Origin of the sequence: Candidatus Amarolinea dominans (genome assembly GCF_016704685.1) — a bacterium.
Taxonomy (GTDB): domain Bacteria; phylum Chloroflexota; class Anaerolineae; order SSC4; family Amarolineaceae; genus Amarolinea; species Amarolinea dominans.
The window spans coordinates 140,779-166,144 of record NZ_JADIZS010000005.1 but is presented as its reverse complement, the minus strand read 5'-3'; the positions used below and the strand labels follow the sequence as shown (position 1 = coordinate 166,144).

Here is a 25,366-nt window from a genome sequence, read left to right as displayed (position 1 = left end):
CTTGAACTGGTTCCATGTCTATCCTGGCCCTTGCACAATTTCGTAGTGGTATGGAACTAATTCTGGGATCGTTCCATCTGTTTTTGCGACTGCCATCCCCAGGTCCATGGCGTCGCTGTGCGCTACTGTCAAAATGTCACCCCGTAGGTGTGCTGAAATTTGATCATCGGTTGCCCCAATGTGAACCGACAATCCTGTTTCGTTCTTTCTCAAGAATCGATCCTGTTCATTCCGGAAGGCACGCTTCAATATCGTGATATTTCCGAGTGCTCCGCCAGCCGCCAGAAGCCCAATCCCGTGCGCTACATTCCCCCCATAACCGGACATCGCCTCGAAGATCACGCCATTGGTGGTCGCCGCGCCCAGTGCTAACCCGCCAAGATTTGCTGCGCCCAACTCCGCTTGAGCTTGCGCATATCCGGTCGAGATGATGCCGTTGAATTCTTCAGTTGGGTTGAGTGGCTGATAGGCGCCTGCGTCCTCGCCAGGGTGCGCCAGGTAATACTGATAATACGCTTGCTTGGCGCCGATTGGATCCAGTCTTCCTCGCCGCAGTTGCAATTCAATGCTGTGGAGCGCATCTATGCCGCCACAACCATCATCTGCACTTGTTCCACATATGGCTGCGTGTCCGCTTGGATCGATGAACCCGAGTGGAGTTACATCAACATACTACCCCCGAAGCGGTTACAGATCTGCGGCATGTGCGGATCGTGCAGCCACATCACCCCTTGCGCGGACAGATCGTCAAGGTGCTGCGAAACGGTCGGCGTCCGCATGCGGATGAACCATGCTGGCTCATCGAGACGGACGCAGGCGCCCGGCAGCTTGTGCCACAAGCCTGGTGTCGTGCGGTTGAGGACAGCGTGAATTTCTCGCCGATAATCTCGGCCGACCTCCCCCCTGTACACGTGACAATCTTGCGCCAACTGGCTATCATGGTGTGCGAACTCTCTCGTAAGGAGGAAACGCACCATGTCCCAGTCACACTCACTAGCCCCGCAGTCCACCTCACCCCAACAACCTCCTCCCTCTATCAGGAGTCAGGATGTCTGGCTGAGTCTGCCTCATTGCCGGCAGAAGCAGGCTGTGCTGATTCTGGCACAAATCCTTGTCAAGGTCAAGCAGATGGAGGCCAGCCATGACCAGCCCGACTAAGATTCAACCCGGCCATCTGGCTCGTCAAGCCGTGGTCTACATTCGCCAGTCCACTCCCGGTCAGGTCAAAGAGCACCTGGAGAGTCAGGACCTGCAATACCAGCTCGCCCAACGCGCCGTCAGCCTCGGTTGGCCCGCAGAGCAGGTGCAGATCATTGACGATGACCTGGGCAAATCCGGCATCTCCAGCGCCGAGCGCACCGGCTTTCAGACGTTGGTTAGCGCCGTTGGTCTCGCCCAGGTTGGCATCATTTTGGTCACCGATGTCTCGCGCCTGGCCCGCAACTGCGCTGACTGGTATCGGCTTCTCGATCTGGCCTCTCTCTGCGCCACCCTGATCTCCGATTCCGCCGGAATCTACGACCCGCGCCTGTTCGATGACCGTCTGCTGCTCGGCCTCAAGGGCACCTTTGCCGAAGCCCAGTGGTACAACATGCGCACCCACCTGACTGCCGCCCTCTTCAACAAAGCCAGACGCGGCGAACTTGCCTTACGTCTGCCGGTGGGGTATGATCGGCTTGCAGATGGCCGAGTCGTGCTGACCGCCGACCGCCAGGTGCAGGACGCCATCCGCCTGGTCTTTGCGCTCTTTCGCCAATTGGGCAGTGCGCACCGCATCCTGCACTACTGCCACGACCACCAACTGACCCTGCCGTACCTGACATCTGATGGGTTAGGGGGGCGCCTGGTGGCGTGGCGGCCCGCCGATTTCACCACCATCTACCAGATCTTGAAACGCCCCATCTATGCTGGCGCCTATGCCTATGGCCGTACGCAGGGTCAACACCTGCCGGGCAGTCAGGGCAAAGTGCGCCGGCAGCGCTTGCCGCAGGAAAAATGGATTGTGCTCAAACCCGACGCCCACGAGGGCTACATCACCTGGGCTGAGTACCAGGAGAATCAAAAACAACTGGCCGAAAATCGTCAGTTGGCGCCCATGGCTGCCGCCGGACCGGCGCGGGAAGGGTTGGCCTTGCTGCAAGGCATCGTCTTGTGCGCTCGCTGTGGCCGCCCGCTGCGCCCGCGTTACCGCAACAAGCCGATCTACGTCTGCGAGGCGCTCAGCCAAGCCCTGGCCCAGCCTCGCTGCCAACGTTTCGGCGTGACGCACGTGGATGCCGCCGTCACCGAGCTTCTGTTAGCCGCCGTGCAACCGGCTCAACTCGAATTGGCATTGGTCGCCAGCCAACAGGCCGAGGCTGAACGTCAGCAGTTACAGCGCCATTGGCTGGAGCGCCTGGAACACGCCCGCTACGAGGCCACCCTCGCCCGTCGGCGCTACGAACAGGTGGACCCAGACAACCGCCTGGTCGCCGCCGAGTTGGAACGACGTTGGGAAGAACAACTCGTCGCGGTTCAGACAGTCGAGCGGGCCTGGACCGAACTGCAAGCCGCAGCGCCTCTGCCACTCAGCAGCGCTGAACAGGCACAAATCCGCCGTCTGGCCGCAGATCTGCCTGCCCTCTGGCATGCCCCGACCACAACGAACGCCGACCGCAAACGCCTGCTGCGCTGCTTGATCAAAACCGTGACCCTCGACAGCTTCAGTCAGGTTGGCTTTACCCGCATCCAGGTGCTGTGGCAGACCGGCGCCGCCACCGAGGTGACAGTCCCACGCCCGCGTCCCGGCTGTCGCACGCCCCAACCGGTGCTGGCTCGGCTACGGGAGCTTGCCGCGACGGAGCCGGACTATCGGATCGCCGAAATCCTGAACGCCGAAGGGCGGCAGACGGCGACGCATCACGCCTGGACGAAGGAAAACGTGCGTCAGACACGCATCAAGTATCGCATCCCCACCGCGTGCGGCCCCTACGCCAGGCAACCCGGCCCGCGCGGAGATGGGTTGCTCTCGGCAGCCGAGGCGGCGCAACAACTCAACGTCTCGCCGGGCATGATCTGCGACTGGTATCGCCGCGGCCGACTGGTGGGTGAACAGCGTCAACCCCATGCCCCGCTCTGGGTGCGCCTGACAGAGGCGGATCACCACCGCTACAGCGGCGCCGCACCCCTGACCCCGGATTTGATCCTCGAGGCCGACGCACCGTCCGCCCTGGGCCTCAGTCCTGAGCAGATTCGCCAGCAGGTGCAGGCGGGTACCCTGCTCACCTATCGCATCTGGCACAATCACGTCTGGCGCTGGTACGTCCAGCGGCCACCCCAACCCATCCCCAATCCCACACTCACTTGAGGTGCATTATGCTGACGTCAGTGGCACCCGCTCACCGTTGAAATAGTAGTATTTCGTGTGTGTCGTTGTGCTGCCGACCACCTTCTTCTCGTACAGATTGCCGATGGCAGGTTCTTGGGATTGGGCGAATTCACCATTGGGTACACTCAAATACACCTCTTGACCCTGTGAAATAACCCACCTGATGGGAGGGGCTCGGTCGAAGGTGCTGGGAAACCAGCAACCTGCAACTACAACTCGGCTTCCCGGTCAGCCATACGGCGTTTTTCGTAGAGCGAATTCAACCATTTATCAGCCTGCCGCTGTCTGTACTCTAACAATCCTGCCCGTTGCTCCTCGAATACTTCAGGTTCAAATAGATGAAGTACCTCACCAATGTAAGGCTGCAATTCACCTGCAATGCTCTCTATTTGATTCGCGATAAGAGCAGCGCCACGTAGATCACTATCGGGGAAAGGATACTCCCATGTGGTCTTCCCGTCAGTCAAGAACAAGATAACGTCACCTATATCGAACCATAAGTGAGAAGCGTGGATCGCCCAATCTAGTGGCGCTTGCAGCGAACCGACTTCAACAAAGACGCGTTCTCGTTCCACTATGATTCGTAGACGACACACACGGGATTGGAGTACCACGATGGCATTACCATAATCCTTCGGATAGTCCTCTGCATGCACTACTGAGAAACCAAAGCTCTCCGCTAAACAGTGAAAAGGCTCGTGTATTAACTCGGTGAGCCTGAGTTGCGTCATATCTATCTCCTACTTGACTTTTACCAACATGTCGCCCACTACGTCATACCCAAGTGAGATCAGATATTCCAGCTCCTTTCTGAAATAGGTCCCCGCTTTCGCTTCGCTTACCAAACTTGCCAACCTAAAAGTGTCGCTACGGGCAATAGCATCATCCAAGAACTGCTTGTTCACAGCCCACCTCTGCGCATCGGTTAGCCTATCCCAACTATCATCGACGAAGTTGAGGAAGTTCGCACCGAGTCTGTTTGCCGTATTGACATATGCCGGAAAACGCCCCAAGACAGTCACACCGTTTGTTACGCCCGCATTTGCTGGTCCCTGGACAGAGGCTTTGGCAATCGCCTTGATAGGATCAGCTTCTCCAGTTTGCTGGATCAGTTTGCGGAAAAGAGGATCGTTCGGGTCCAGCCCACCCGGCCCCGCCGTATTGCCACCCTGACCGGCATTCTGCGCCGCCTGCGCTAGCTGATCACCGGCGGCGATGGTTTGGTTTCCATACAACCACGTGGTCTGGGCTGCTACCGGGCCATACTGATAAATCGCCCCTTGCGCCTGGGTCATGGTCTGTTGGGCGCCTTGCATGAGGGCCACAATCAACCCGACACCTGCGCCGCCACCACCGCCGCCCCCGAAATCTACTCCAGCATGGCCGCTGGGGTCAACAAAACGTAGTGGATTACTGCTGCAATAACTGTAACGATTCAGACTTTGCGGATTTCCCGGCTGTGGGACGATCGTATCGGCCTGAATGAACCGGCCGATGCCGCTGTCGTACCAACGCGCGCCGTAGAAGTATAGCCCACTCGCCGGCTCACGCCATTGTCCCGTGAAGCGCCGGTCGGTCACCTGGTTGTTAGCGTTGTGGCGCACCGCGCCATACGGGTAGTAGAGCAACTCGGTTGCGCGCTCACCGTTTTCGGCCAACGTCACGTTCGTGCTGCCGAGGTGATCGGTCAACAGCCAGTAAACCACACTCGGCGCGGACGCCGCACCTATCCGCTGGCGCAACGCGATCCGCCGACCGCCGGCCTCGTAATAGGTCCGTACCGTGCGCTCCCACGGATTCCCATGCACCCGCGGATCGTAGATCTCCTCGTAACTGCCGCCCACATGAAACTCATTCACCGTGACATAGCCGGTTGGGTAGTAGGTGTTGATCTTCATGTGCGGCGTCCCTGGATAGTAGCGATAGTCGGTCCGATAGACCATCTGGTTTGCCGCATCGGTCGCCACAACCTGGACCAGTCGGTTTGCGGCATCATACGTCAGTGCCAGGGTGTGTGTACCTTTGATCACGATGGCGTTGCCGTTCGCATCGTATTGGTATCGTTCATCCTGTGGGGTCGTCCCGCTCACGTGCGTGACGGCGTGTGCATGGGCGCTATCCTGATAGTACAATGGTGTACCCGCAAACCGGGTCATATTTCCAACCTCGTCGTATTCATACCCCTGGGCAGGATACGTGCCGGCCGTCCCACCGCTTGCCTGCGCCGAAACCAGCCGGTCGAGAAGGTCATAGGCGAAGTCCTGTGTCTGCGTACCACCAGGCGTGGCGCCGTCGGTGATGCGCTGCACATTGCCGGCATCGTCATACGTGTATGCCAGTGCTTGTTGTTCGTTGTAGGCCGGGCTGAGCTTGCCGCTCGTGGCCGCCGTCAGACGAAAGTTCTCGCGCGCCGCATAGGTGTAACCCTGACGCACCAGGTTGGCGCCCAACCAGCGCACCTCCAATAATCCCAAGGCATTGTAGCTGGTGTCTGCCACGTAGGTGAAGGCGCCGCTGCTTGCGGCTTGGTGCAAGGCGTCCGGCAACCCCTGGGCGTTGTACTGATACTCGACGGTTTCCCCCGTCGGGTAAGTCAGCCGACGCACCCGGTCGGCATTGTCGTAAGTCCAACTCGTATGCACCCAGTCCTCGTCCGGGTTGCGCAAGACACGCTCCTCGGTCACACGTCCGCGTGGATCGTAAAACCACACCGTCACTTCGGCCGAACTCTGCGCACGGACGCGCCGCCCTATGGCATTCGGGAACAAGTAGCTTGGACCATCATAGGCGTACCAGGCTGGCTCCTGACTACCACAGGCTCCCGGCCCGCTGTAGGTCATCTCTGTTACCCGGTTGAGAGCATCGTAACTTGAATTGCTCTGGCATCCCCGCGCATCGGTCTGCTGCGTCAGGTTGCCCGCAGGGTCATAGGCATACGTCCACGTGCCCATGTCTGGGTCCCCCATCACCAGCTTGCGGCCCGCCAGGTCGTATTCCATCTGGGTATGGTTGTTCGCATGATCCCACACATCCATCAACTGGTCGCGGACGTTGTAGCCATAATTCGTGGTGGCGTATGGTGTGGCATACCAATCGGGGTCGCCTGTATATGCCCCGCTATCGAACTCCTTGACCTGGACCAGTCGCCCGAAGGCATCACTGACGCGAATCGTTTGATGGTCGCGTGCATCCACCACGGCCGTCATGCGTTGCACGCCGTCGTGCCGGTAGTAGGTTCGCGTATCACTGCCGTCTGGGTTGACTACCTGGCGGAGGCGCCCCAGGGCATCGTAGCTCATTTGCTTGCCGGGGGAAAAGATCGGCGCTGTATAGCTGCCATTCGTCGTACTAAAACTGGGCAACGTACTCTCTTTCACCAATAAACCCAGGCCGTTGTAGGCATAATCAGTCACGGCATTCTGTAAATTATCGGCCTCCAACCGTTTCTGACGCATTTGCCCCAGGCCATCATAGAAGGTCCACGACCAGAAATACGTTGCAGCAGCGCTGCCGTCGTCATCGCTGGCGCACTTGCACGTCGAACGGGGCATTGACGTGCGTAGTTGACATAGTCTATAATCTGGGTTGCGCTATCGGTCGGCTTCACCTGCCCGGGACGCCAGACTTTCACCAGACGCCCCCACGTATCGTAGGCATAACTGGTCAGCGCGTCATTCGGGTCGCGCGTATCCTCCACCTCTCCAAAGAACCATCCTTGCTCTGGCTGATTCGGGTCGGGATCGCTCCCGTTGCCGGTTGACACCCCGGCTCTATGGATCCTGGTACACCAAAGTAGCGTGTTATTGTGGTGTGCCCTGGCGCGTTTTGCCACACACAGGAAAGGCTCGAAATGCACTATCGTAGAACGCCGCATGGCTGTCCCATTCGGGTCGGTCACGACATTGACATTGGCCGTCCCCGGCCAGTAGGAAATGTCGGTGTTTAGCCAGCCGAGAGATGTTCCACTGTTCACAGCTTGCCGGGTCAACAGTCCCTGCGTGGGTGGCGTTGTGTTGACACTGTTCCCATCGTAGTAGAACAGTGTCTGACCGGCTATCGTACCACAACCTTCCTGGCACCAGATGCCGTCGAATAAGTCACGCCGCGCCAATTTTCCCACCACGTAAGCGCCAGCCTCATTCCGTGGGTAATAGAGATTGTAGGTTGTCCGTGTCGGTGCTCCAGCCCAGCCTGTAGAATCACCGCTGATCTCCTGGAATTCGGTGACATTGCCGTATTGCCTCCCGCCTTGGCGGAATAGTTGGTAAAAATACTGCTGTTGCCTGTGCGGCCGGTTATCCAGGTACTCTTCCATGTCTTCCATTTGAGGAAAATTGCCGGCGCCCGTCCAGGTATAGACCGTACGCTGCAATTCGGTGTTGGTGTCGCTTGCTACGGTGCGTTGCCAGTCAATTTTGCCTTTGATCTGAACATCCGTCGGCGCAGCATACTGATTGACGAAATGCGTCTCGGTGCGCCGGGGCGCCGTGTCCGCACCTGTCATGTTCTCAGTGGTCTGGGCAAATCCCCAGAACTCCCATCTTCCATTGGGAGGATCCGGTTGCGCATATCGCCCGCCCGTGTAGGCGTAACTCTGCACGGATGCTGTCTCAGTGGGCCAGGGTTTCACGTCTCGTTGCTGCACTACGATACGCCCATTTTGTGGCGCGCTGCCACTACAAGTCAGGTAAGCGCTGCCGCAGCTCAGGCGACTATAGGTCAGATTGACCTGGCCACCGTACGTGTTGGTCACAGTATGGATGGCCTCGCCATTGGCTGCGTTGCCAATATTCGTCGTATGGGCAAAGCCCACCGCTTGCAGTTGAGCGCCCGCCCTGTCTTGTTCTTGAATAGTGGTCAGCGCCAAGTGATTGTGGTAGGTGTGTTCCAAATTGTAACGCCGGATCACATGGCTGGAGTCATTCCAGGACTGATTCGTATCCGCGCGGGCCTTCACGACAATAGCGTCGGCAATCTTGTCGGACACGACCCACTGATTCTCGCAGGTGTATCCGTTCTCGTGATTCGGGTCAGCATAATCCCAGTGAAACCCACCGTTGGGGCCATTTGGATAGTCAGATCGGTGGCCGGACGGCGTGTCGTAGTTGATTTTCACCTGGTAATGGTCGTTATCGTACCCGATCGCCTCCAACCATGTGTCACGAATGTGCCCCTTCTCACTCACAACAGATGCATCGTCATGAATGAACTCGCACAACTCATTGTCCGTGGGTGTGCTGTTGCGCAAGAAGAGCTGCTCATGACCGTAATCGTATGTCCAAGCCGGGCCGGCCGTGGGTTGGACAACGGACAGGTTCCAACGGTACGGACGCAGATTGACATGGCCACATTTTTCCGTACGCCCTGCCAGCCCGCACGCGCAGGGGCCTGTCTGTTGAAACATCCAGTTATAGGCCGTCTTGCCGGCGTCTTGCGGAATCTGATTGGCATCCAACACGGTATCGCCCAAAGTGTACGCAGTGCCGTCCGGCGTGCGCACGACCCAGGGCCTGGGTAAATTGTGCTTGGATGTAGACATACCCCTTATCCGTCCCACTCGCACAGAAACCGCTCACCCGCTCCTGGCGTATGAGATGTGTATTTTCCTGGTGAGTTATCTGCAGAAAGCTCTCCGGCGCCGTCTTCCATTCGTTGGTGCCAGAAATCCTCTCCAGCTTGAAACCACCACCAGCAAATTCGAGGAAGTGATTCCCGTCGCTATCCCGTGTGATCGCACCGGCGCCGCTCAACTCCCATCCCAGGCCAAAGTCGCTGGCCTGGCTCCAACGCTCATTCTTGTGCATCTCCAACATACTATTGGCGGCGCCGCTGCTGTAAGTCAGCCCCAGGGCTGGCGTGGCCTGTGCTGGGCCAGGTGGAAGTAGTAGGGGATAACTAAATGTGCTATCCCCGGTCCACAGGCTCGTTTGTAAGCCGGTCACTGACGGGGTCATCAGTCCCTTGAGGTAGTTGAAATCCTCGTCATACGGAGCCAGGGCAAGGCGTTCACTCTGCTCAATCGTCGTGCTCAATGTCCCCATTGGGGCATCCACCACCGTGGGCAGGATTTCCCAGGTTTCGCTCTCGAGTTTCTGGTGATAGAACGTGATCTCCTGAATGGGCCAGTCAGGGTCGGCATAGCGTACGCGCACCGTCACTGGTTTGTATAACGGTCCTGTGGTTAGAATCTGTAGATCGAAGGCGGTCACCTGATTGCTATCAGGAATTTGCCAGGTGTGCTCCAGGGTGATGGGATGGGGGCTGGCGCCTGCCGGTACGATCACACTGGCCCATCCCTGGTCAATATCAAACTCTCCGCCTTCCGCGCCCGCAATCTGCATGCGGCGCGTCAGCGCAGGTTGTAGACTCACGACAACAGCAGCGGTCGCTGAGCCAGTCTGAGCATTACCGCCTGCGGTCATCGTCAAGGCAAGCGTCTGCCCCCAATCGCTGGTAACCACTTGAGCCTGGAAACTGGCGCTGGCTTCCTCCTCGGGCGGCACCTGCGCCTGTTCCCACGTGACCACTCCCAGGCGACTATCGTGAGTCACTCCCGTATCGCCACTAATAAACCGCAGCCCTGGCGGCAACAGACCCGTGGCATGGATGTCAGCCGCCATGAAGGACTTGTGCCATGCGGTGTACGCAAACGTCACCACGGCGCCAGGGGGTGCTTGAGTCGGGGTTGCGTTGATCACAAACGATAAGTTTGGCTGAGATAACGGAGCGGTTTGGCTATTCGCCATGGCAAAGGTGGTTGTAGCTGCAGGCAGTGGCCTGGCCACATCTGACATTGTTGTATTATTTAATGGGGGGGGGGGCGACATAAGCAACCGATGGGAACAGCAAACCGAGAACAACCAAGAAGTGTAGAAGGGACGAAGAAGACAAGCGTGGCATAGAAGCATCCTCCATTTCTCTCCGAAACGCTGGAACGAAACCTGGATTGCCACAGAAGATTGTCGGGCGTACAGAAGATGGAAACTGTGCGTGGGACAAACTTGTATTGACTTCAATATACCTCAATTCTCTATAGCTGTCAAGGCGCGCGGCGACAGAAATTTTACGAAGACGCCATGGATTACTCCTTTCTGTCTTGGCGTCCCTGTGTGAGCAAGAAAGAGACCTCACACCAGGACACAAAGAACACAAAGGGGTTAGAGAATACTTCTTTGTGTCTCGGCGTCTTTGTGTGAGCCGAGAAAGAAATCTCACACCAAGACACAAAGAATACATTTAGTAGCGGTGCTTATTTGCGGGGGGGTAACGACCGCGGCGACCGGCGACCACAGCAGACTGCCGATGACCAGCAGATGCAGCGCGACCAGCGGCCGCGGCCAGCGAGTGGAACGACGCGACGATGAGAGGAACGAGACAGCAGTACACGATGGCATGACAAAATCTCCTTTCACGCAGAACCGAAACGAGGCGGAGGCGGGGTCAGGGACATTTTCCTGACTGCTGTAAGGAGGTCGCGGGCGGGAGAAAGAACTCTCGCCAGGGACTTCCGGCGGCGAGAGACGACTCGGAAGGCGGGGGGCAGACTTGTGACTGGTGACAGCATACCACGCGCGCGCGCTCTGTCAAGAGGCAAAATTTGGGCGCAGCAATTCCGAATTGGGCAGACGTTCGACCACAAGGAACGCATAGAACACAAAGCAACGGCAGAAGATTCGCAGATTGGCGGCGTCTTTGCGCTCTTTGTGTTCTATGTGGCAAGGAGCCGCCCAGCTTTCTCTGCCACGAATCTCACTAATTTGCACGAATCGAGCTTCTGCCTTCGTGGCAATTCGTGCAATTCGTGGCAAGAATCCGCCCAGCCTTCTCTGCCCGGAAATTTCTATATTCGTTGACAAACCCCGCTGAATGTGCTACAAATGTTACGGGATGCCATCAACACGCCCACCTGGCTGACCTGCCTGGCGGGACCCTGTGCCACTGACTCCCGCGCGTTAGTCAACTCGATCCAGGTCGTACGATCAACAATCCCACACGGCTGCGACCCCAGCCATTTGTTGTTTGTCATCGCAAGGAGGCGCCTCGAGTCACGAGTGTGTGTCTGTCTCTACTCAAGACAATCCAGTTATCAGTTGCGAAAGGTACACGAATGATGAAGAAGCATACATATCGAGCTTTCACTTTCTCCCTGATCTTGACCCTGTTGCTTGTGGCGTTGGCGCCTGTCGCCGGCGCCAGCGCTCCCGCCACACAACCGGTGATCAAACCATCGGTGTGGGGTCACTACCTGGGCGGCGCCGCGGCCCCGCTGCATCCGACCTCTTTCCAGGTGGTTGCCGAGGGCCTGAACAACCCGCGCGGCATGACCTTTGGCCCGGACGGCGGTCTCTATATTGCCGAGGCAGGCGTTGGTGGATCCACGTGCTTCACCTTCCCGGACGGCTCACAGGTCTGTTGGGGCTACACCAGCCAGGTCACGCGCGTGCTCAACGGCCAGCAGACTGTTCTTGGCCCCGCGCTGATCTCATTGTCCACGCCGGACGGCGAAGCAGTAGGCGTGCAGGATGTGGCCTTCGATCCAGGCGGCCATCTCTTCGGTGTCGTAGGCTTGGGCGCTGACCCTGCCCTGCGCGACCCGCTCGGTTTCCTGGGCGCCGATGGCATGAACTTCGGCCAATTGGTGGCGTTCCATGAGGATGGCGGCTGGCAGAATTTCATTGATATTGCCGGCTATGAGGGCGTGGCCAATCCCGACGGCGGCGTGCTCGACAGCAACCCCTACGCGTTGTTCGCGTACGGCGACGGTTTCGTGGTGGCGGATGCCGGCGGCAACGACCTGCTGCACGCCTGGATGACCGGCACGATCTCGACGATGGCCGTTTTCCCGGATGTCATGGTGGAGTTCCCGCCCGGTTCCGGCAGCATGATCCCCATGCAGGCCGTGCCCACTTCGGTATCGCAGGGGCCTGACGGCGCTTACTATGTGGGTGAACTGACCGGCTTCCCCTTCCCGGTTGGCGGCGCTAATGTCTATCGCGTGACAGACAGCGGCTTCGACACCTACGCCAGCGGCTTCACCAATATCCTGGACACGGCCTTCGATCCCGAAGGCAATCTGTACGTGGTCGAAATGGCGCATGAGGGTCTGCTGTCGGGCAGCCCGTTTGGCGCCCTCTACCGCGTGGCGCCGGACGGCAGCAAGACCATGATCACCGGCGACCTTTTCCTGCCCACCGGCCTGGCCTATGGCCCGGACGGCGCGCTCTACGTGGCGGAATACGGTGTGGTGCCGGGCATGGGCCGCGTCGTGCGCATCGGCATCACCGACTCGGTGACGGTCGAGCCAGACACGGCCATCGTAGGCGAAACCGTGACCGTCCACGCACACGCAATGAACGACGGTGGTGCTGCGATGGGCGTCATGCACATTGTGCCGATTGACCACAACCTGGTTTCCTATGTGGATGGCAGCGCGTTTGGCGGCGCTTTCCCCATCTCCATCCCGCTGGGCGAGGCGCTGCGCCTGTTCCAGGCGGGCGGTGAGAAAGCCCTACGCGCGGCCAGCGCCACCAGCACGGTGGTAGCCGTGGCCTGGATTGGCGATCAGGCGGCCGGCGAAGAGGTGCATTTTGGCTTCCAGGCGAAGGTGGAACTGGGCGCAGCCGGCGCCGGTGTAACCTTCATGCTCCATTCCTATCAGATGAACACCGAAATCGCTTCGGCCTCCAGCGTCCTCAGCGTCCCGGCGTTGCATGACTACCAGGAAGTGCTGCAGGATGGCGTCAACGGCTACAGCGGTACCAGCGATACCTTCCTCGACGCCTGGATGCCGATGATGCCGTACGGCGCTGATGCCAACTTCTATGTGCGCCAACCCGGCGTCAAGAGCGCGCTGGTACAGTTCGATCTAGCGGGCATCAGCAGCGTGGCGTATGTGTCACAGGCGCAGATCGGCGTGTGGGTTACCTACAGCAGTGGCAATCCGGTGGACATGTCTGCCTACGGCGTGCTCAAGCCCTGGTCAGAGGCCGGCGCCACCTGGATGGAAGCGGACGCCGGAATGGCCTGGGAAACGCCCGGCGCCATGGGGCCAAGCGACCGCAGCAGCACGGCGGCCGACCGGACCTCCGTCGGCGGTTCTGGCCGCTGGGTCTGGTTCGACGTGACGGACCTGGCGCAGATGTGGGTCATGGATCCGACATCGAACCACGGCATCGTCGTCATGGGTGACGGCAGCACCAATGCCGAGCTTGAATTCACCTCGTCCGACTACATCGTGACTTTCGTGCGCCCGCAGATGAAGGTAATCTACCAGGCGCCGTAACGCAACGCTGAATGCAGAGGGCAGAGGACAAGACTTCGATCTCTTTCGATTTCTGTTCTCTGTTCTCTGTTCTCTGTTCTCTGTTCTCTGTTCCTCTGCTCTCGCTTTCTCTGTCCTTTCAGCTTTGCATGCACTTTGACCTATGCTGCCGGCGCCCTTACCATCGCCTGCCCAAAATCGCGCACGGCCGCCACCGGGTTGGGGCCGGCCGCAAGGGTGACGATGGCGGTGCCGACGATGACGCCATCGGCGATCTGGGCCACGGCGTGCGCTTGTGCGGGCGTCGAAATGCCGAAGCCAACGGCCAGCGGTACGGTCGTTGCCGCGCGGACCCGCGCCACAAAGGCCGCCAGATCAACCGGCAGGGCCTCGCGGGCGCCGGTGACGCCGGTCAGGCTGACCAAATACAGAAATCCTTCGGCCTGCTGCGTAACCGCCTGCACGCGGGCCGCAGTGCTGGTCGGCGCCAAAAAGCGGATCAGGGCCAGGCCATGACGGCTGCATGCGGCCGCCAACTCACCGTTCTCTTCTGGCGGCAGGTCAGGCACGATCACGCCATCCACCCCGGCGGCGGTCGCATCGGCGCAAAAACGCTCCAGGCCATAGGCCAACAGCGGGTTGACATAGCCCATCAGATTGAAGCCGGCGCTGATCCCCCGGCGCCGTAGTTCACGCACCGCGGCCAGGCATCCGGCCAGCGTCACACCTTGCTCCAACGCGTGCTGCGTGGCCCGTTGGATCACCGGCCCATCGGCCAGCGGGTCCGAAAAGGGCACGCCCAGCTCGAACATCTCCGTACCCACCGCAACCAGGGCCTCCACCAACGCCAGCGAAGTCTCCGCATCAGGATGACCGATCACCAGGTACGGCATGAACACCGCGCGCCCCTCACGCCGCGCCGCGGCAAAAATCGCCTCCACATGCCCCAACCCCGTCTGCAATTCCCGATCCCCATTCTCCATGATCCGAACTCCACTCCACTCTCCGCTCTCCGATCTCCGCTCTCCACTCTCCGATCTCCGCTCTCCAATCTCCGATCTCCGCTCTCCAATCTCCGATCTCTAACCTCCCCCCTCCCGCAGCACCGTATCCAAATCCTTGTCTCCCCGCCCGCTGACGTTGACCAGGATGATCTGATCCTTGCGCATGGTGGGCGCCAGGTCGAGGACGTGGGCGATGGCGTGTGCGCTCTCCAGCGCGGGGATGATGCCCTCCAGCCGGCAGAGCGTGTGGAAGCCTGCCAGGGCCTGCTCATCGGTGACGAAGGTGTAACCCGCTCGCTCCTGATCGCGCAGCCAGGCATGTTCAGGCCCCACGGCCGCGTAGTCCAGCCCGGCGGAGACCGAATGGGTCAGCGCAATCTGCCCGTCCGCGTCCTGCAAGACGTAGGTACGCGTGCCGTGCAAGACACCCAGGCGGCCTTTGTTGGGGTCACCGAAACGGGCGGCATGTTCGCCGCCGGCCATGCCGCGCCCGCCGGCCTCCACGCCGATCAGCATGACCTCCTCATCGGCCAGGAAGGGATGGAAGATGCCGATCGCGTTGGAGCCGCCACCCACACAGGCGACAATGGCATCGGGCAGGCGTCCGCTCTGCGCCAGCATCTGCTGCCGCGCCTCCACGCCGATGATGCGCTGAAAATCGCGCACCATGCGCGGGTAGGGATGCGGCCCCAGCGCGGAGCCAAGCAGGTAGTGCGTTGACTGCACATTCGTCACCCAATCACGGATCGCCTCGGTGATGGCATCCTTGAGCGTCTTGCTGCCGCTCTCCACAGCCCGCACCTCCGCGCCCAACAGCCCCATGCGAAAAACATTAGGCTGCTGGCGCGCCATGTCCACCGTGCCCATGTAGACCACGCACTCCAGGCCCAGCAGCGCGCAGGCCGTGGCCGTGGCTACCCCATGCTGACCCGCGCCGGTCTCGGCCACCACACGGCGCTTGCCCATGCGCTTGACCAGCAGCGCCTGGCCGAGCGCGTTGTTGATCTTGTGCGCGCCCGAATGAGCCAGGTCTTCGCGCTTGAGGTAGATCTGCGCGCCGCCCAGATGCTCGCTCAGGCGGCGGGCGTAGGTCAGCGGCGTGGGGCGACCGACGTAGGTGGTGAGCAGCCTGTCCAACTCCGCGCGAAAGGCCGCATCGCCCATCGCATCCAGATAGGCCGCTTCCAATTCGTCCAACGCGGGCATCAGTGTCTCCGGCACGAACTTGCCGCCGTAGGGGCCGAAATGACCCGCGGCGTCTGGTACGTCAAGAAACTGGTTTGTCGGAGGGTCCGGGTTATTCACCGGCTCGCTTCCCTGGTTCATGGTCATCATCCTTTCCCGTTGAGCGCCTCCCGCAGCAGTGGCTCGCACAGCAGCAGGGCCAGGGCGCTCTGCCCGTCCTGCATGACACCGGAGCGGGCCATCTGCAGGGCCTCGGTGATCGGCACACGGCGCACCTGGATGATCTCGGTGCTCTCCAGATGCTGTGCACCGCTCAACTGCACGCCGGTCGCCAGGAAGACATTGGCGCGCACATTGCTCGACCCAACACCCGCGTAGTAGCTGCCGACCGACCGCCATTCTGTCGCCACGCCGCCCACCTCCTCGGCCAGCTCCTCCCGCGCCACCGCCAGCGGCGTCAACCCAGGCTTGTTACCCAGACCGCCGGCCGGGATTTCCCACATCCAGTCATCCACCGTGTAGCGATAGGAGTAGATCAGGATGATCTGTCCATCCGGCGTCACCGGCACCACGGAGACAAAGCCCGGATGCTCGATCTGGGTAAAGGTGATCTCCTGACCATCAGGCAGGCGAATCTCATCCTGGCGCACACTGTACCAGTGGCTTTCATAAAGATGCCGGCTGGCACGAATCTGCCAGCCCTGGCGGGAAGCGTTTGGCTTGGAAACGGCTTGTGTCATTGGGCGCCTCTGTCAAATGCTTGTTTCGCCTCGGCCACGAAGCGCCTGACCTTCTCCGGGTCTTTGCGGCCTGGCGCGGCCTCCACCCCGCTGCTGACATCTACGCCCCAGGGTCGCACCTGGCGCACAGCCTGCCGCACGTTGTCCGGGGTCAGACCGCCGGCCAACAGAATCCGGTAGCGGGGCGCCAGGCCGGCGGCAAGCGCCCAATCGCCCAGTCGCCCGCTGCCGCCGTAAAGCTGCGGATGAAAGGCATCGAGCAGCAGTTGCGGCCCGGCCGGTGGTCCCAGATCAGCGTACCATTCGGCCTCGGCTGCGGCTTCATCCACGGACGTGGGACGCAGCGCCTTGTAGGCGCGGGGCGCCAGTTGTTCCAGCCGATGCGGCGGCTCCCCGCCATGCAACTGCACCAGGTCGAGCTGGCAGGCGAGGATCGTCTCCTGCATCTCGTGCAACGGCGCATCCACGAACAGGCCCACGATCTGCACGGCGCCCTGCCCGTATGGCCTGCGCCTGATTTCCTGGATGATCGGGGCCGCCTGCGCCGCGGTGACGCCGCGCGGCGATTTGGCATAGAAAACAAAACCGAGCAGGTCCGCGCCCGCCGCGATGGCGACCAGCGCGTCTTCCAGGTTCGTCAGGCCACATATTTTGACTCTTGTCATCGCCACCGCCGTTAATAGTTGATGTGCAGCGCCTGCAAGGCAACCACGATCAGCGGCGCCAGCAGGACAGCCGGCATCAGATTGCCCACCCGCACGCGGCGCAGATCGAGCAGGAGCAGGCTGATGCCCAGGACAAGTACGCCGCCCGTGGCGGTCATCTCGATCACCCATGGCGTCTGGCGGGTCACTTCGCCGAGCGTGCTGCCGAGCGCGACGGTGAGGCCGGTGATGCTGCCCTGCACGACCAGAATCGTCAACGCAGACAGGATCACGCCTGGCCCCAGGGTGGCGGCAAAGGCCAGCGAGGCAAAGCCATCGAGCAACGACTTGACCGCCAACAGTTGAAAATCGCCGGTCAGACCATCCTGGATCGAGCCGAGAATGGTCATCGGGCCGATGCAGAAGACCAGGCTGGCGGTGACAAAGGCGCGGGTCACGCTGCGCTGCCCGCTCGCCATGCGTTGGCCGACCCGCCGCTCCAGCCAACGACCGACCGCCTCCAGGTGATCTTCCAGCCGCGCCCATTCACCGAGCACCCCGCCCAGGAGTACGCTGAACATGGGAATCAGGACATTCTTGGTTTGCAGCGCCATGCTCATGCCAACCGCACTGGTCATCAGGCCCAGACCGGCCAGCACCGTCTCGCGCGTCTTATCGGGCAGGCGGTCGCCCAGCAGGCTGCCCAGGCTGCCCCCGATGATGACGGTGACGATGTTGAGAATGGTGCCGATCATGCTTGCGCCTCCTGCATCTCTGCCAGGCCGGCCTGCGCCAGTTCGCGCACACGGGCGGGGCGCGCGGCCGCCGCGGCCTTGACAAAGGCCTCACCCACCAGCATGGCATCCACCCCCAGCGCCGCCAGTTGATGTACATCGGCCGCCGTTTGGATACCGCTCTCGGCCACGAAGATGATCTCCGGCGGCACCAGGGGCCGCAGGCGCGCCGTGGTCGCCAGATCAACCGCAAAGGTGCGCAAGTCCCGGTTGTTGACGCCGATGATGCGCGCGCCGGCGGCCAGGGCGCGGCGCACATCGCCTTCATCATGAACCTCGATCAGCGCTTCCATCTGCAGGCGACGGGTCTCGGCCAGCAGATCGCGCAGCTCGCGGTCGCCGAGGACCGCCGCGATCAGCAGCAGGGCGTCGGCGCCGGCCGCGCGTGCGGCCCACAACTGGTACGGGTCGAAGATAAAGTCCTTGCGCAGCAGGGGCAAGGGGCGCACGGTCGCCGGCATCCCAGAGGCCCGGTCCCGTGACGAAAGCGGGTGTCTGGGCTGCGCGCTGGCCTGGGTCATGAAATGCTGGCGCACCTGGCTGATATGCACCAGGTCGCCCTGAAAAAAGCGCGCATCGGTCAGGATCGAAATCGCGGCCGCGCCGTTGGCGCTGTAAACGTCGGCCAGGCGCACAGGGTCAAAATCGTGGCACAGCAGCCCCTTGGAGGGCGAGGCGCGCTTGATTTCAGCAATCAGGCGCACGCCAACCGGGCCAGCGGCCGGGCGCAGCGCCGCGGCAAAATCACGCGGCGGCTCCGTCACCGCCGCGGCTGCGCGCAGATCGGCCAGCGGCACCTCCCGCTTCTCCTTCGCCAATTCCTCACGCTTATGCGCCATGATCTGATCCAGGAACGTGCCCTGCTGCATCAATCGCTGCTGCTGCCCCAGCGCCGCCCGCTGCTTTTTTTCCTCACCCTTGCTCGCCATATGAACATCTCCTAGGGTCGCCTGACATCTCATCAACCTTATCCACGCCCGCTGTGACCACCCAGCCTGTCCCTATCTGAGACAGGATTGGTAACTGCTGGGTCTGCCTGGAATTCAGACAGGATTCACAGGATTGACAGGATATTCGAACTCTCGTGCCGATAGTTTTGCACACCACAGAGCAAGAATCCTGTACATCCTGTTCATCCTGTCCAAATCGGCCTGCAGGGTGAGCAGTTACCAGGATTGACAGGATGTTTCGAACCTCTGCACCGATCGTCTTGCCCAGCGCAGGGCAATTATCCTGTTCATCCTGTCCAAGTTTGCACTTCAGCCCGCCGCCTGGCTGGTCGCAATCAGCTTTTCCAGGCAGGCCAGGGCCGCGCCGCTGTCCAGGCTGGCGCGGGCGCGGGTCAGGCCAGAGGCCCAATCGCCGCTGAGGGTGGCCAGCATGGCGGCCGCATTGAGCAAGACCACATCGCGCGGCGCGCCTCGCTGTGAGCCATCCAAAATCCCGCGGGTGATCATGGCATTGGCCGCCGCGTCCCCGCCGCGCAGATCGTCCAACGTGGCCGGCGCCAGGCCCAACTCCCGCGTATCCAGGTCGAACGTGCTGACATGGCCGTCAGGGTGCAGTTGGCTGACCCGGTTGACGCCGGTCGTGCTCAGCTCATCCAGGCCGGGCCTGCCGTCCGGCGTCAGGGCATGGACGACAAAGGCGGCGCGGCTGCCCAGGCGTCCCAACACCCCGGCCATGTCCGCGGTCAGAGCAGGATCGTAGACGCCGATGACCTGGCGTTTGGCGCCGGCCGGATTGGTCAGCGGGCCGAGCAGGTTGAACACCGTACGCGCGGCCAGCTCACGCCGCGGACCGATGGCAAAGCGCATGGCCGGGTGATGTTTGACCGCAAAGAGAAAGGCGATGTTGGCTTCATCCAGGCAAACCGCCACCTGCTCTGGCGTCAGATCGAGGTTGACGCCGAGCGCGTTCAGCACATCGGCGCTGCCCGAGCGGCTGGTGATCGAACGGTTGCCATGCTTGGCGACCGGCACCCCCGCGCCGGCCACCACAAAGGCGGCCGTGGTGGAGATGTTGAAGGTGCCGGCATGATCGCCGCCCGTGCCGCAGGTGTCCACCAACTCATCGGGGCCAAAGCGCCGGGAGTAGACAGGGATGGCGCTGGCGCGCATCGCGCGTGCGCAGCCGGCAATCTCCGCCACCGTCTCGCCCTTCATGCGCAGCGCGACCAGAAAGCCGCCAATCTGCGCCGGCGTCGCCTCCCCGCGCATGATCTCGCCCAGGGCCGCGAACGCCTCGTCCTCGCTGAGATCCTGTCGTTCCAAAAGCCTGGCAATCGCCTGTTGAATCATCCCCCCGCTCCTCACCCCCCGCCTTTCGCTCCCCACGCCCCAATTTTTCGACTTCGCTCAGGACAGGTCTCCAATCTCTGATCTCGGTTCTCGGTTCTCTATCCCCTCAGCGCGAGGAAATTCCGCAGCAAATCCTTGCCGCACTCCGTCAGGATGGACTCCGGGTGAAACTGCACGCCGACGATATGCGGAAACTGGCGGTGGCGCAGCCCCATCACTTCACCTTCAGCGGTGAAAGCCGTGACTTCGAGGACGGGCGGCAGCGGTTCCAGCACGATCAACGAATGATAGCGGGTGGCGGTGAAGGGGCTGGGCAGGCCATTGAAGATGCCGCGGCCGGTATGATAGACTGGCGAGGTCTTGCCATGCATCAGGCGCGGCGCGCGCGCCACCTGGCCGCCAAAGACATGCCCCAGGCACTGATGCCCCAGGCAGACTCCCAGGATCGGGGTGGTGGTATGAAAGCGTGCGATGACCGCGTTGGAAATGCCGGAATCGTGTTCGGGTGTGCCAGGGCCGGGGGAGATGATGATGTGGCTGGGCGCCAGGGCCGCCAGTTCATCCACCGTCACCTGGTCATTGCGCCAGACGCGCAGCATCTCCTGCGGGTCGCCCAGCTTCTCCTGCAGGATGATCTCGCCCACATACTGCACCAGGTTATAGGTAAAGCTGTCGTAGTTATCAATAAAGGCAATCACGATCCCCTCCCCGCTTTTCAGGCCGGTAGAACAAAGCCCATGGCCGATTTGACCCTGTTCATGGTTGCGGCTGCGCGCGGGGCCACGCTGTCCGCGCCGTGCTTGAGGACACGGTTCAGCTCGGCCGGGTCGTCCGCGTACATCCGATAGCGCGCCTGAATCGGCTCCAGGGTCGCGATGACGGTTTCGGCAACCTCCTTCTTGAGGAAACCATAGCCCTTCCCCTCGAAGTGCGCCTCGATGGCCGGCCGCTCCCAACCGGCCAGGATCTCGAAGACGGTCAGCAGATTCAGCACCCCCGCGCCGGCTTGCTCGAAGCGCGTCTCGCTGCCAGAGTCGGTCACCGCGCGCATGATCGTCTTGCGCACCAGCTTGGGGTCATCCAGCAGGTTGACGGCATGAAACTGGCCCTTCTCGCTCTTGCTCATCTTCTGTTCGGGATTGTCGAAACCCATGATGCGGGCGCCGCTCTGGCGAATCACCACCTCGGGCACCACGAAGATGTCACCGAACATAAAATTGACGCGCTGCGCGAGGTCGCGCGTCAGTTCCACGTGCTGCTTCTGATCTTCGCCCACCGGCACCAGGTCCGTATCGTAGAGCAGAATGTCCGCGGCCATCAACACAGGGTAATCGAGCAGGCCGGTGCCCACGCTCTCCTGCTTCTGCGCCTTCGATTTGTACTGGGTCATGCGCTCCAGCCAGCCCAGGGGGGTCAGGCAGTTGAGCAGCCAGGTCAGCTCAGTGTGCTCACGCACGTGCGATTGCACAAAGATCGCGCTCTTCTGGGGATCGAGTCCGCAGGCCAGGTAGAGCGCGGCCAGCTCCCGTGTCTTGGCCAGCAGCGTTTGCGGGTCATAGGGCACCGTAATCGCGTGCAAGTCCACGATACAGAAGACGTTGTCGTAGGCATCCTGCGATGCCACCCACTGCGTGATTGCGCCCAGGTAATTGCCGAGATGGATGTTCCCGGAGGGCTGGATGCCGGAGAAGACGCGTTTGTTGTTGGTCATAGATCATTCCTTGAGATCGGAGATCGGAGATCGGAGATCAGAGACCGTGCTCTGCCTGTTCGACGGCCACGGCCAACGCTTTGGCCTTGTTCATGCTCTCATGCCACTCGGCCGTGGGATCGCTGTCGGCCACGATGCCGGCGCCGGCCTGGAGGAAGCAGGTTTTGCCCCGCATGACGATCGTGCGGATGGTGATGCAGGTGTCCATGGTGCCATCGTAATCAATGTAGCCCACACAGCCGCCGTAGACGCCGCGGCGGGTGCCTTCCAGTTCCTCGATGATCTGCATGGCGCGCACCTTGGGCGCACCGCTGAGCGTGCCGGCCGGGAAGGTGGCGCGCAGCAGGCTGAAGGCGTCATGCTCAGCGGCCAGGGTGCCTTGCACGTCGCTGGTGATGTGCATCACGTGGCTATAGCGTTCCACATTCATCATCAGCGGCACCTTGACGGTGCCAACCTCGCACACGCGCCCCAGGTCGTTGCGGCCCAAGTCCACCAGCATCACATGCTCGGCGCGCTCCTTGGGGTCGGCCAACAGATCCGCAGCCAGGCGGGCATCTTCGGCCGGCGAAGCGCCACGCCAGCGCGTGCCCGCAATGGGGTGCAATTGCGCGGTCCGTCCCTCCAGGCGCACATGCATCTCCGGCGAAGAGCCAACGATGTGCAGGTCATCGGTCAATTGCAGGAAGAACATGTAGGGCGAGGGGTTGAGCATGCGCAACGCCCGGTAGATGGTAAACGGATCGGCGTCGGTGTCACGCTGCAGGCGCTGACTGAGCACCACCTGGAAGATGTCGCCGGCCGCGATGTACGACTTGGCCTGCCTGACCGCGGTCTCGAATTCGGTCTGGCTGAAATTGCTGCGCCAGGGCGCACCGCTGACTGTTTCTGGGATGGCGGGCGCCATTGATGGCTGGCGCAGCCGCGCCACGATGCCATCAATGCGCGCCACGGCGTCCGCGTAACTGGCGAGCGGGTCGTCATCCAGCCGCGCATTGGCGAGCACGAGCAGGCGATGGCGCACATGGTCGAAGATGACCAGGTTGTCGGCCAGCAGAAAGATGAAGTCTGGCAGGTTCAGGTCATCTGGCGCCGTCTGCGGCAGCCGTTCGTGGAAACGCACCCAGTCGTAACTGAGAAAGCCCACTGCGCCGCCCGTGAAGCGGGGCAGACCGGGCAGCTCGATCGGATGGCGCTGGTGCAGCAGGTCGGCCACCGCGGCCAGGGGGTCATCGGGGAGGGTGCGCGTTTCCAACAGCGCGCCGGCCGCGCTCTTGATAGTCACCGTCGGGCCGCGGGCGGTCAGCACGAGAGGTGGATGCACGCCGATGAACGAATAGCGGCCCAACTGTTCCCCGCGCTCCACCGACTCCAGCAGGAAGGAGGGGCCGCCGCTGCGCAGTTTGAGGTAGACCGACACAGGGGTTTCCAGGTCGGCCGGTAGCTCCTGAACGATGGGCGCCAGGTTACCCTGGCCGGCAAGAGCCTTGAATTCGTCGAGAGTTGGCTTGACCATGCGGTTCTCCTTCACCTACTGATGTCAATTGGTTCGCTTAGCGCCGTGCAGCCAGAAAATTCCCCAAAAGAAACTCCCGTCCCACGGCAGTGCGTTGACTGCCCAGGGACGGGAGTTGAAGTCTCCCGCGGTGCCACCCCGCTTAGGCGTCCAACCGCAGGCCTGGGTGGTTGCGCCAGGGCCGGTTGGTCAGCCTCACTCGCCAGATACAGAACCCTCATCGTCCATGACGAGGTTCGATATCGCGCGCCCTGGTAACGGTGGCGTCTCCGGCGTAGCCTACAGGCCTGAAGCCTTCAGTACGCAGCTCCCCGGTCCATTCCCTGCCTGCGCCGTTATCCCCGTTCCACCCGGTGGAGACTCTCTGGAACTCGCTTTGGCAGCTACTCTTCCGGTTCATCGCTGATCGTTGTATCGGATGTCAGGGCGAATTTACCACACGCCTTGCGCTTTGTCAAGTGGTCACGTATGGCGCCATTGATTTGGGCTTTTCCTCCCAGGCTCTACCTGACTTCACAGGCGCGGCGCCAATTTGCCATGTCCTATGGCACCTGTGGTACAATAGTTGCCGTAGTAGCCCAGTTCAGATTCACACAAGATCGAGGTTGGCATGGCCCGAAGCCCTACCGGGGGCGGTCAGTTCAGATTACCAGAGTCCCTCATGGCGCGTGTACGCGACAGCCGGGTGTCCCTGGAAGATGTCCTGCGCTCGTTTCCCAACGCCAATAAAGACCCAGAAAGCTGGGAAGATGTCTTGGCCGCGCTCAAGGCTGCCGGTATCCAACTGGCCGAACAGGCCGAGGCCGACGCCGGGGTGGAGGTCGAGGTTGACATCGAGGGCGAAGAAGAGTACCAGACGGCCTCACTGGGCAGCGCCGGTGCGGATCCGTTGGCTCTCTATCTGCGCGAGATGGGCCTTACCCCCCTGCTGACTGCCGAGCAAGAAATGAAGCTGGCGCGTGACGTGACGCGCGGTGAGGCGCTCAAGGCCGAGTTGGACAACGGCAACCTGACCCTGGAGCGCAAGCGTCAGCTTCGGGCAGATCTTCTGGTCTCCGACATGGCTCGCGAGACCCTGATCAAGGCCAACCAGCGCCTGGTCATCAGTGTCGCCAAGCGTTATCGTGGCCTGGGCGTGCCCTTCCTCGACCTGATTCAAGAAGGCAACCTGGGCCTGATGCGCTCGATCGAGCGTTTCGATCCGGCCAAAGGCAATCGCCTGTCCACCTATGCCATGTGGTGGATTCGCCAATCCATCATCCGTGCCGTGGCCAACCTGAGCCGCACCATCCGCGTGCCCATCCACGCGGGCGAGCGCGAGCGCAAACTGCGCAAGGTGGCCCAGGAATTGCAGCAAACCCTGGGGCGCACCCCCAACGCGCACGAGCTGGCGGCCGAACTGGGATTGACCCCGCGCCAGGTGCAGCGGCTGCAGAACATGGGCCAGCAGGCGGTTTCACTCGACCAGCCCATTCGCGAGGGGGAGTCGGATGGCAGCAGCCTGGCCGATCTGATCGAAGACGAGAACAGCCTGGCCCCGTCCGAACTAGCCGCGCAGCGCCTACTGCGCGATGATGTGGCAGCCGTCCTGGCCGACCTCAAACCACGCGAGGCCGAAGTCCTGCGCCTGCGTTATGGCCTGGACGGCGAGCGTGTGCATACGTTGAAAGAAGTGGGTGTGTTGATGGGCGTGACGCGGGAGCGGGTGCGTCAACTTGAAATGCGCGCCCTGCGCAAACTGCGCCACCCCCGCATCGGCCGCCGCTTGAAAGGCTATCAGCGCCGCCGCTGATGCACTCTCAGCCTGTTTTCGACACCCCAATGGGTAGTAGGTCGTCAGGCAC

General features: G+C 61.4%; 20 protein-coding genes. 3 read left to right on the top strand and 17 right to left on the bottom strand.

The genetic code is table 11. The annotated features are described in order from the left end of the window. Positions 1-18 precede the first annotated feature (18 nt). Both IPF85_RS04950 and IPF85_RS04945 read right to left on the bottom strand, forming a co-directional pair. Positions 19-561 (bottom strand): hypothetical protein, encoded by a 543-nt coding sequence (locus tag IPF85_RS04950; RefSeq protein WP_343406956.1) that lies wholly within the window; start codon positions 559-561, stop codon positions 19-21. Between the two features lie 98 nt (positions 562-659). Then, positions 660-839, bottom strand: coding sequence for a hypothetical protein (locus IPF85_RS04945; protein ID WP_343406955.1), 180 nt, complete (start codon positions 837-839; stop codon positions 660-662). Positions 840-1,141: 302 nt separating this feature from the next. Between IPF85_RS04945 and IPF85_RS04940 the strand changes: the two genes are divergently transcribed. Continuing rightward, on the top strand, positions 1,142-3,346 hold the full coding sequence (locus tag IPF85_RS04940) for a recombinase family protein (RefSeq protein ID WP_343406954.1): 2,205 nt from the start codon (positions 1,142-1,144) through the stop codon (positions 3,344-3,346). A 6-nt stretch (positions 3,347-3,352) separates the two neighbouring features. Here IPF85_RS04940 and IPF85_RS04935 read toward each other — a convergent pair whose 3' ends face one another. From IPF85_RS04935 to IPF85_RS04915, 5 genes are all read right to left on the bottom strand, one after another. Beyond that, positions 3,353-3,496 (bottom strand): hypothetical protein, encoded by a 144-nt coding sequence (locus IPF85_RS04935; RefSeq protein ID WP_343406953.1) that lies wholly within the window; start codon positions 3,494-3,496, stop codon positions 3,353-3,355. An 80-nt stretch (positions 3,497-3,576) separates the two neighbouring features. Continuing rightward, positions 3,577-4,098 carry a hypothetical protein gene (locus IPF85_RS04930; RefSeq protein WP_343406952.1) on the bottom strand — a complete coding sequence of 174 codons (522 nt, stop codon included), beginning with the start codon at positions 4,096-4,098 and terminating at the stop codon, positions 3,577-3,579. A 9-nt stretch (positions 4,099-4,107) separates the two neighbouring features. After that, on the bottom strand, positions 4,108-6,822 hold the full coding sequence (locus tag IPF85_RS04925; RefSeq protein WP_343406951.1) for an RHS repeat-associated core domain-containing protein: 2,715 nt from the start codon (positions 6,820-6,822) through the stop codon (positions 4,108-4,110). Then, positions 6,777-8,867 (bottom strand): hypothetical protein, encoded by a 2,091-nt coding sequence (locus IPF85_RS04920; RefSeq protein WP_343406950.1) that lies wholly within the window; start codon positions 8,865-8,867, stop codon positions 6,777-6,779. The genes IPF85_RS04925 and IPF85_RS04920 overlap by 46 nt, the downstream gene beginning before the upstream one ends. Next, positions 8,776-9,918 (bottom strand): hypothetical protein, encoded by a 1,143-nt coding sequence (locus IPF85_RS04915; RefSeq protein WP_343406949.1) that lies wholly within the window; start codon positions 9,916-9,918, stop codon positions 8,776-8,778. The genes IPF85_RS04920 and IPF85_RS04915 overlap by 92 nt, the downstream gene beginning before the upstream one ends. A gap of 1,559 nt (positions 9,919-11,477) precedes the next feature. Between IPF85_RS04915 and IPF85_RS04910 the strand changes: the two genes are divergently transcribed. Continuing rightward, the gene (locus IPF85_RS04910; protein WP_343406948.1) at positions 11,478-13,649 is read left to right on the top strand and encodes a ScyD/ScyE family protein; all 2,172 of its coding nucleotides are present in this window, start codon (positions 11,478-11,480) and stop codon (positions 13,647-13,649) included. 140 nt (positions 13,650-13,789) lie between these two features. Here IPF85_RS04910 and trpA read toward each other — a convergent pair whose 3' ends face one another. The 10 genes from trpA to trpE form a co-directional block, all read right to left on the bottom strand. Beyond that, the gene (gene trpA / locus IPF85_RS04905) at positions 13,790-14,611 is read right to left on the bottom strand and encodes a tryptophan synthase subunit alpha (RefSeq protein ID WP_343406947.1); all 822 of its coding nucleotides are present in this window, start codon (positions 14,609-14,611) and stop codon (positions 13,790-13,792) included. A 99-nt stretch (positions 14,612-14,710) separates the two neighbouring features. Beyond that, positions 14,711-15,958, bottom strand: a complete 1,248-nt coding sequence (gene trpB, locus IPF85_RS04900; RefSeq protein WP_343406946.1) for a tryptophan synthase subunit beta — start codon at positions 15,956-15,958, stop codon at positions 14,711-14,713. Positions 15,959-15,963: 5 nt separating this feature from the next. After that, entirely contained in the window at positions 15,964-16,557 is a 594-nt protein-coding gene (locus IPF85_RS04895; protein ID WP_343406945.1) for an NUDIX hydrolase, read from the bottom strand. Further along, positions 16,554-17,222, bottom strand: coding sequence for a phosphoribosylanthranilate isomerase (locus tag IPF85_RS04890; RefSeq protein ID WP_343406944.1), 669 nt, complete (start codon positions 17,220-17,222; stop codon positions 16,554-16,556). The genes IPF85_RS04895 and IPF85_RS04890 overlap by 4 nt, the downstream gene beginning before the upstream one ends. 11 nt (positions 17,223-17,233) lie before the next feature. Next, positions 17,234-17,956, bottom strand: coding sequence for a DUF554 domain-containing protein (locus IPF85_RS04885; RefSeq protein ID WP_343406943.1), 723 nt, complete (start codon positions 17,954-17,956; stop codon positions 17,234-17,236). After that, the gene (trpC, locus tag IPF85_RS04880) at positions 17,953-18,924 is read right to left on the bottom strand and encodes an indole-3-glycerol phosphate synthase TrpC (RefSeq protein ID WP_343406942.1); all 972 of its coding nucleotides are present in this window, start codon (positions 18,922-18,924) and stop codon (positions 17,953-17,955) included. Before trpC ends, IPF85_RS04885 begins: the two co-directional genes overlap by 4 nt. 330 nt (positions 18,925-19,254) lie before the next feature. Next, complete coding sequence (gene trpD / locus IPF85_RS04875; protein WP_343406941.1) at positions 19,255-20,295, bottom strand: anthranilate phosphoribosyltransferase; 1,041 nt, start codon at positions 20,293-20,295, stop codon at positions 19,255-19,257. 98 nt (positions 20,296-20,393) lie between these two features. Next, positions 20,394-20,993, bottom strand: coding sequence for an aminodeoxychorismate/anthranilate synthase component II (locus IPF85_RS04870; protein ID WP_343406940.1), 600 nt, complete (start codon positions 20,991-20,993; stop codon positions 20,394-20,396). Between the two features lie 17 nt (positions 20,994-21,010). Continuing rightward, positions 21,011-22,006: a tryptophan--tRNA ligase gene (gene trpS / locus IPF85_RS04865; protein WP_343406939.1), complete on the bottom strand. Its 996-nt coding sequence runs from the start codon at positions 22,004-22,006 to the stop codon at positions 21,011-21,013. A gap of 37 nt (positions 22,007-22,043) precedes the next feature. Next, positions 22,044-23,522, bottom strand: coding sequence for an anthranilate synthase component I (gene trpE / locus IPF85_RS04860; RefSeq protein ID WP_343406938.1), 1,479 nt, complete (start codon positions 23,520-23,522; stop codon positions 22,044-22,046). Between the two features lie 661 nt (positions 23,523-24,183). On the opposite strand from trpE, the gene IPF85_RS04855 reads away from it, so the two are divergent. Then, positions 24,184-25,314: a sigma-70 family RNA polymerase sigma factor gene (locus IPF85_RS04855; protein WP_343406937.1), complete on the top strand. Its 1,131-nt coding sequence runs from the start codon at positions 24,184-24,186 to the stop codon at positions 25,312-25,314. The last annotated feature ends 52 nt before the right edge of the window (positions 25,315-25,366 follow it).

Coding starts and splice junctions, on each gene's coding strand:
- IPF85_RS04940 (WP_343406954.1), top strand. CDS start 1,142: ATGACCAGCCCGACTAAGATTCAACCCGGCCATCTGGCTCGTCAAGCC.
- IPF85_RS04930 (WP_343406952.1), bottom strand. CDS start 4,098: ATGACGCAACTCAGGCTCACCGAGTTAATACACGAGCCTTTTCACTGT.
- IPF85_RS04925 (WP_343406951.1), bottom strand. CDS start 6,822: ATGCGTCAGAAACGGTTGGAGGCCGATAATTTACAGAATGCCGTGACT.
- IPF85_RS04910 (WP_343406948.1), top strand. CDS start 11,478: ATGAAGAAGCATACATATCGAGCTTTCACTTTCTCCCTGATCTTGACC.
- trpA (WP_343406947.1), bottom strand. CDS start 14,611: ATGGAGAATGGGGATCGGGAATTGCAGACGGGGTTGGGGCATGTGGAG.
- trpB (WP_343406946.1), bottom strand. CDS start 15,958: ATGAACCAGGGAAGCGAGCCGGTGAATAACCCGGACCCTCCGACAAAC.
- IPF85_RS04895 (WP_343406945.1), bottom strand. CDS start 16,557: ATGACACAAGCCGTTTCCAAGCCAAACGCTTCCCGCCAGGGCTGGCAG.
- IPF85_RS04890 (WP_343406944.1), bottom strand. CDS start 17,222: ATGACAAGAGTCAAAATATGTGGCCTGACGAACCTGGAAGACGCGCTG.
- IPF85_RS04885 (WP_343406943.1), bottom strand. CDS start 17,956: ATGATCGGCACCATTCTCAACATCGTCACCGTCATCATCGGGGGCAGC.
- trpC (WP_343406942.1), bottom strand. CDS start 18,924: ATGGCGAGCAAGGGTGAGGAAAAAAAGCAGCGGGCGGCGCTGGGGCAG.
- trpD (WP_343406941.1), bottom strand. CDS start 20,295: ATGATTCAACAGGCGATTGCCAGGCTTTTGGAACGACAGGATCTCAGC.
- trpS (WP_343406939.1), bottom strand. CDS start 22,006: ATGACCAACAACAAACGCGTCTTCTCCGGCATCCAGCCCTCCGGGAAC.
- trpE (WP_343406938.1), bottom strand. CDS start 23,522: ATGGTCAAGCCAACTCTCGACGAATTCAAGGCTCTTGCCGGCCAGGGT.
- IPF85_RS04855 (WP_343406937.1), top strand. CDS start 24,184: ATGGCGCGTGTACGCGACAGCCGGGTGTCCCTGGAAGATGTCCTGCGC.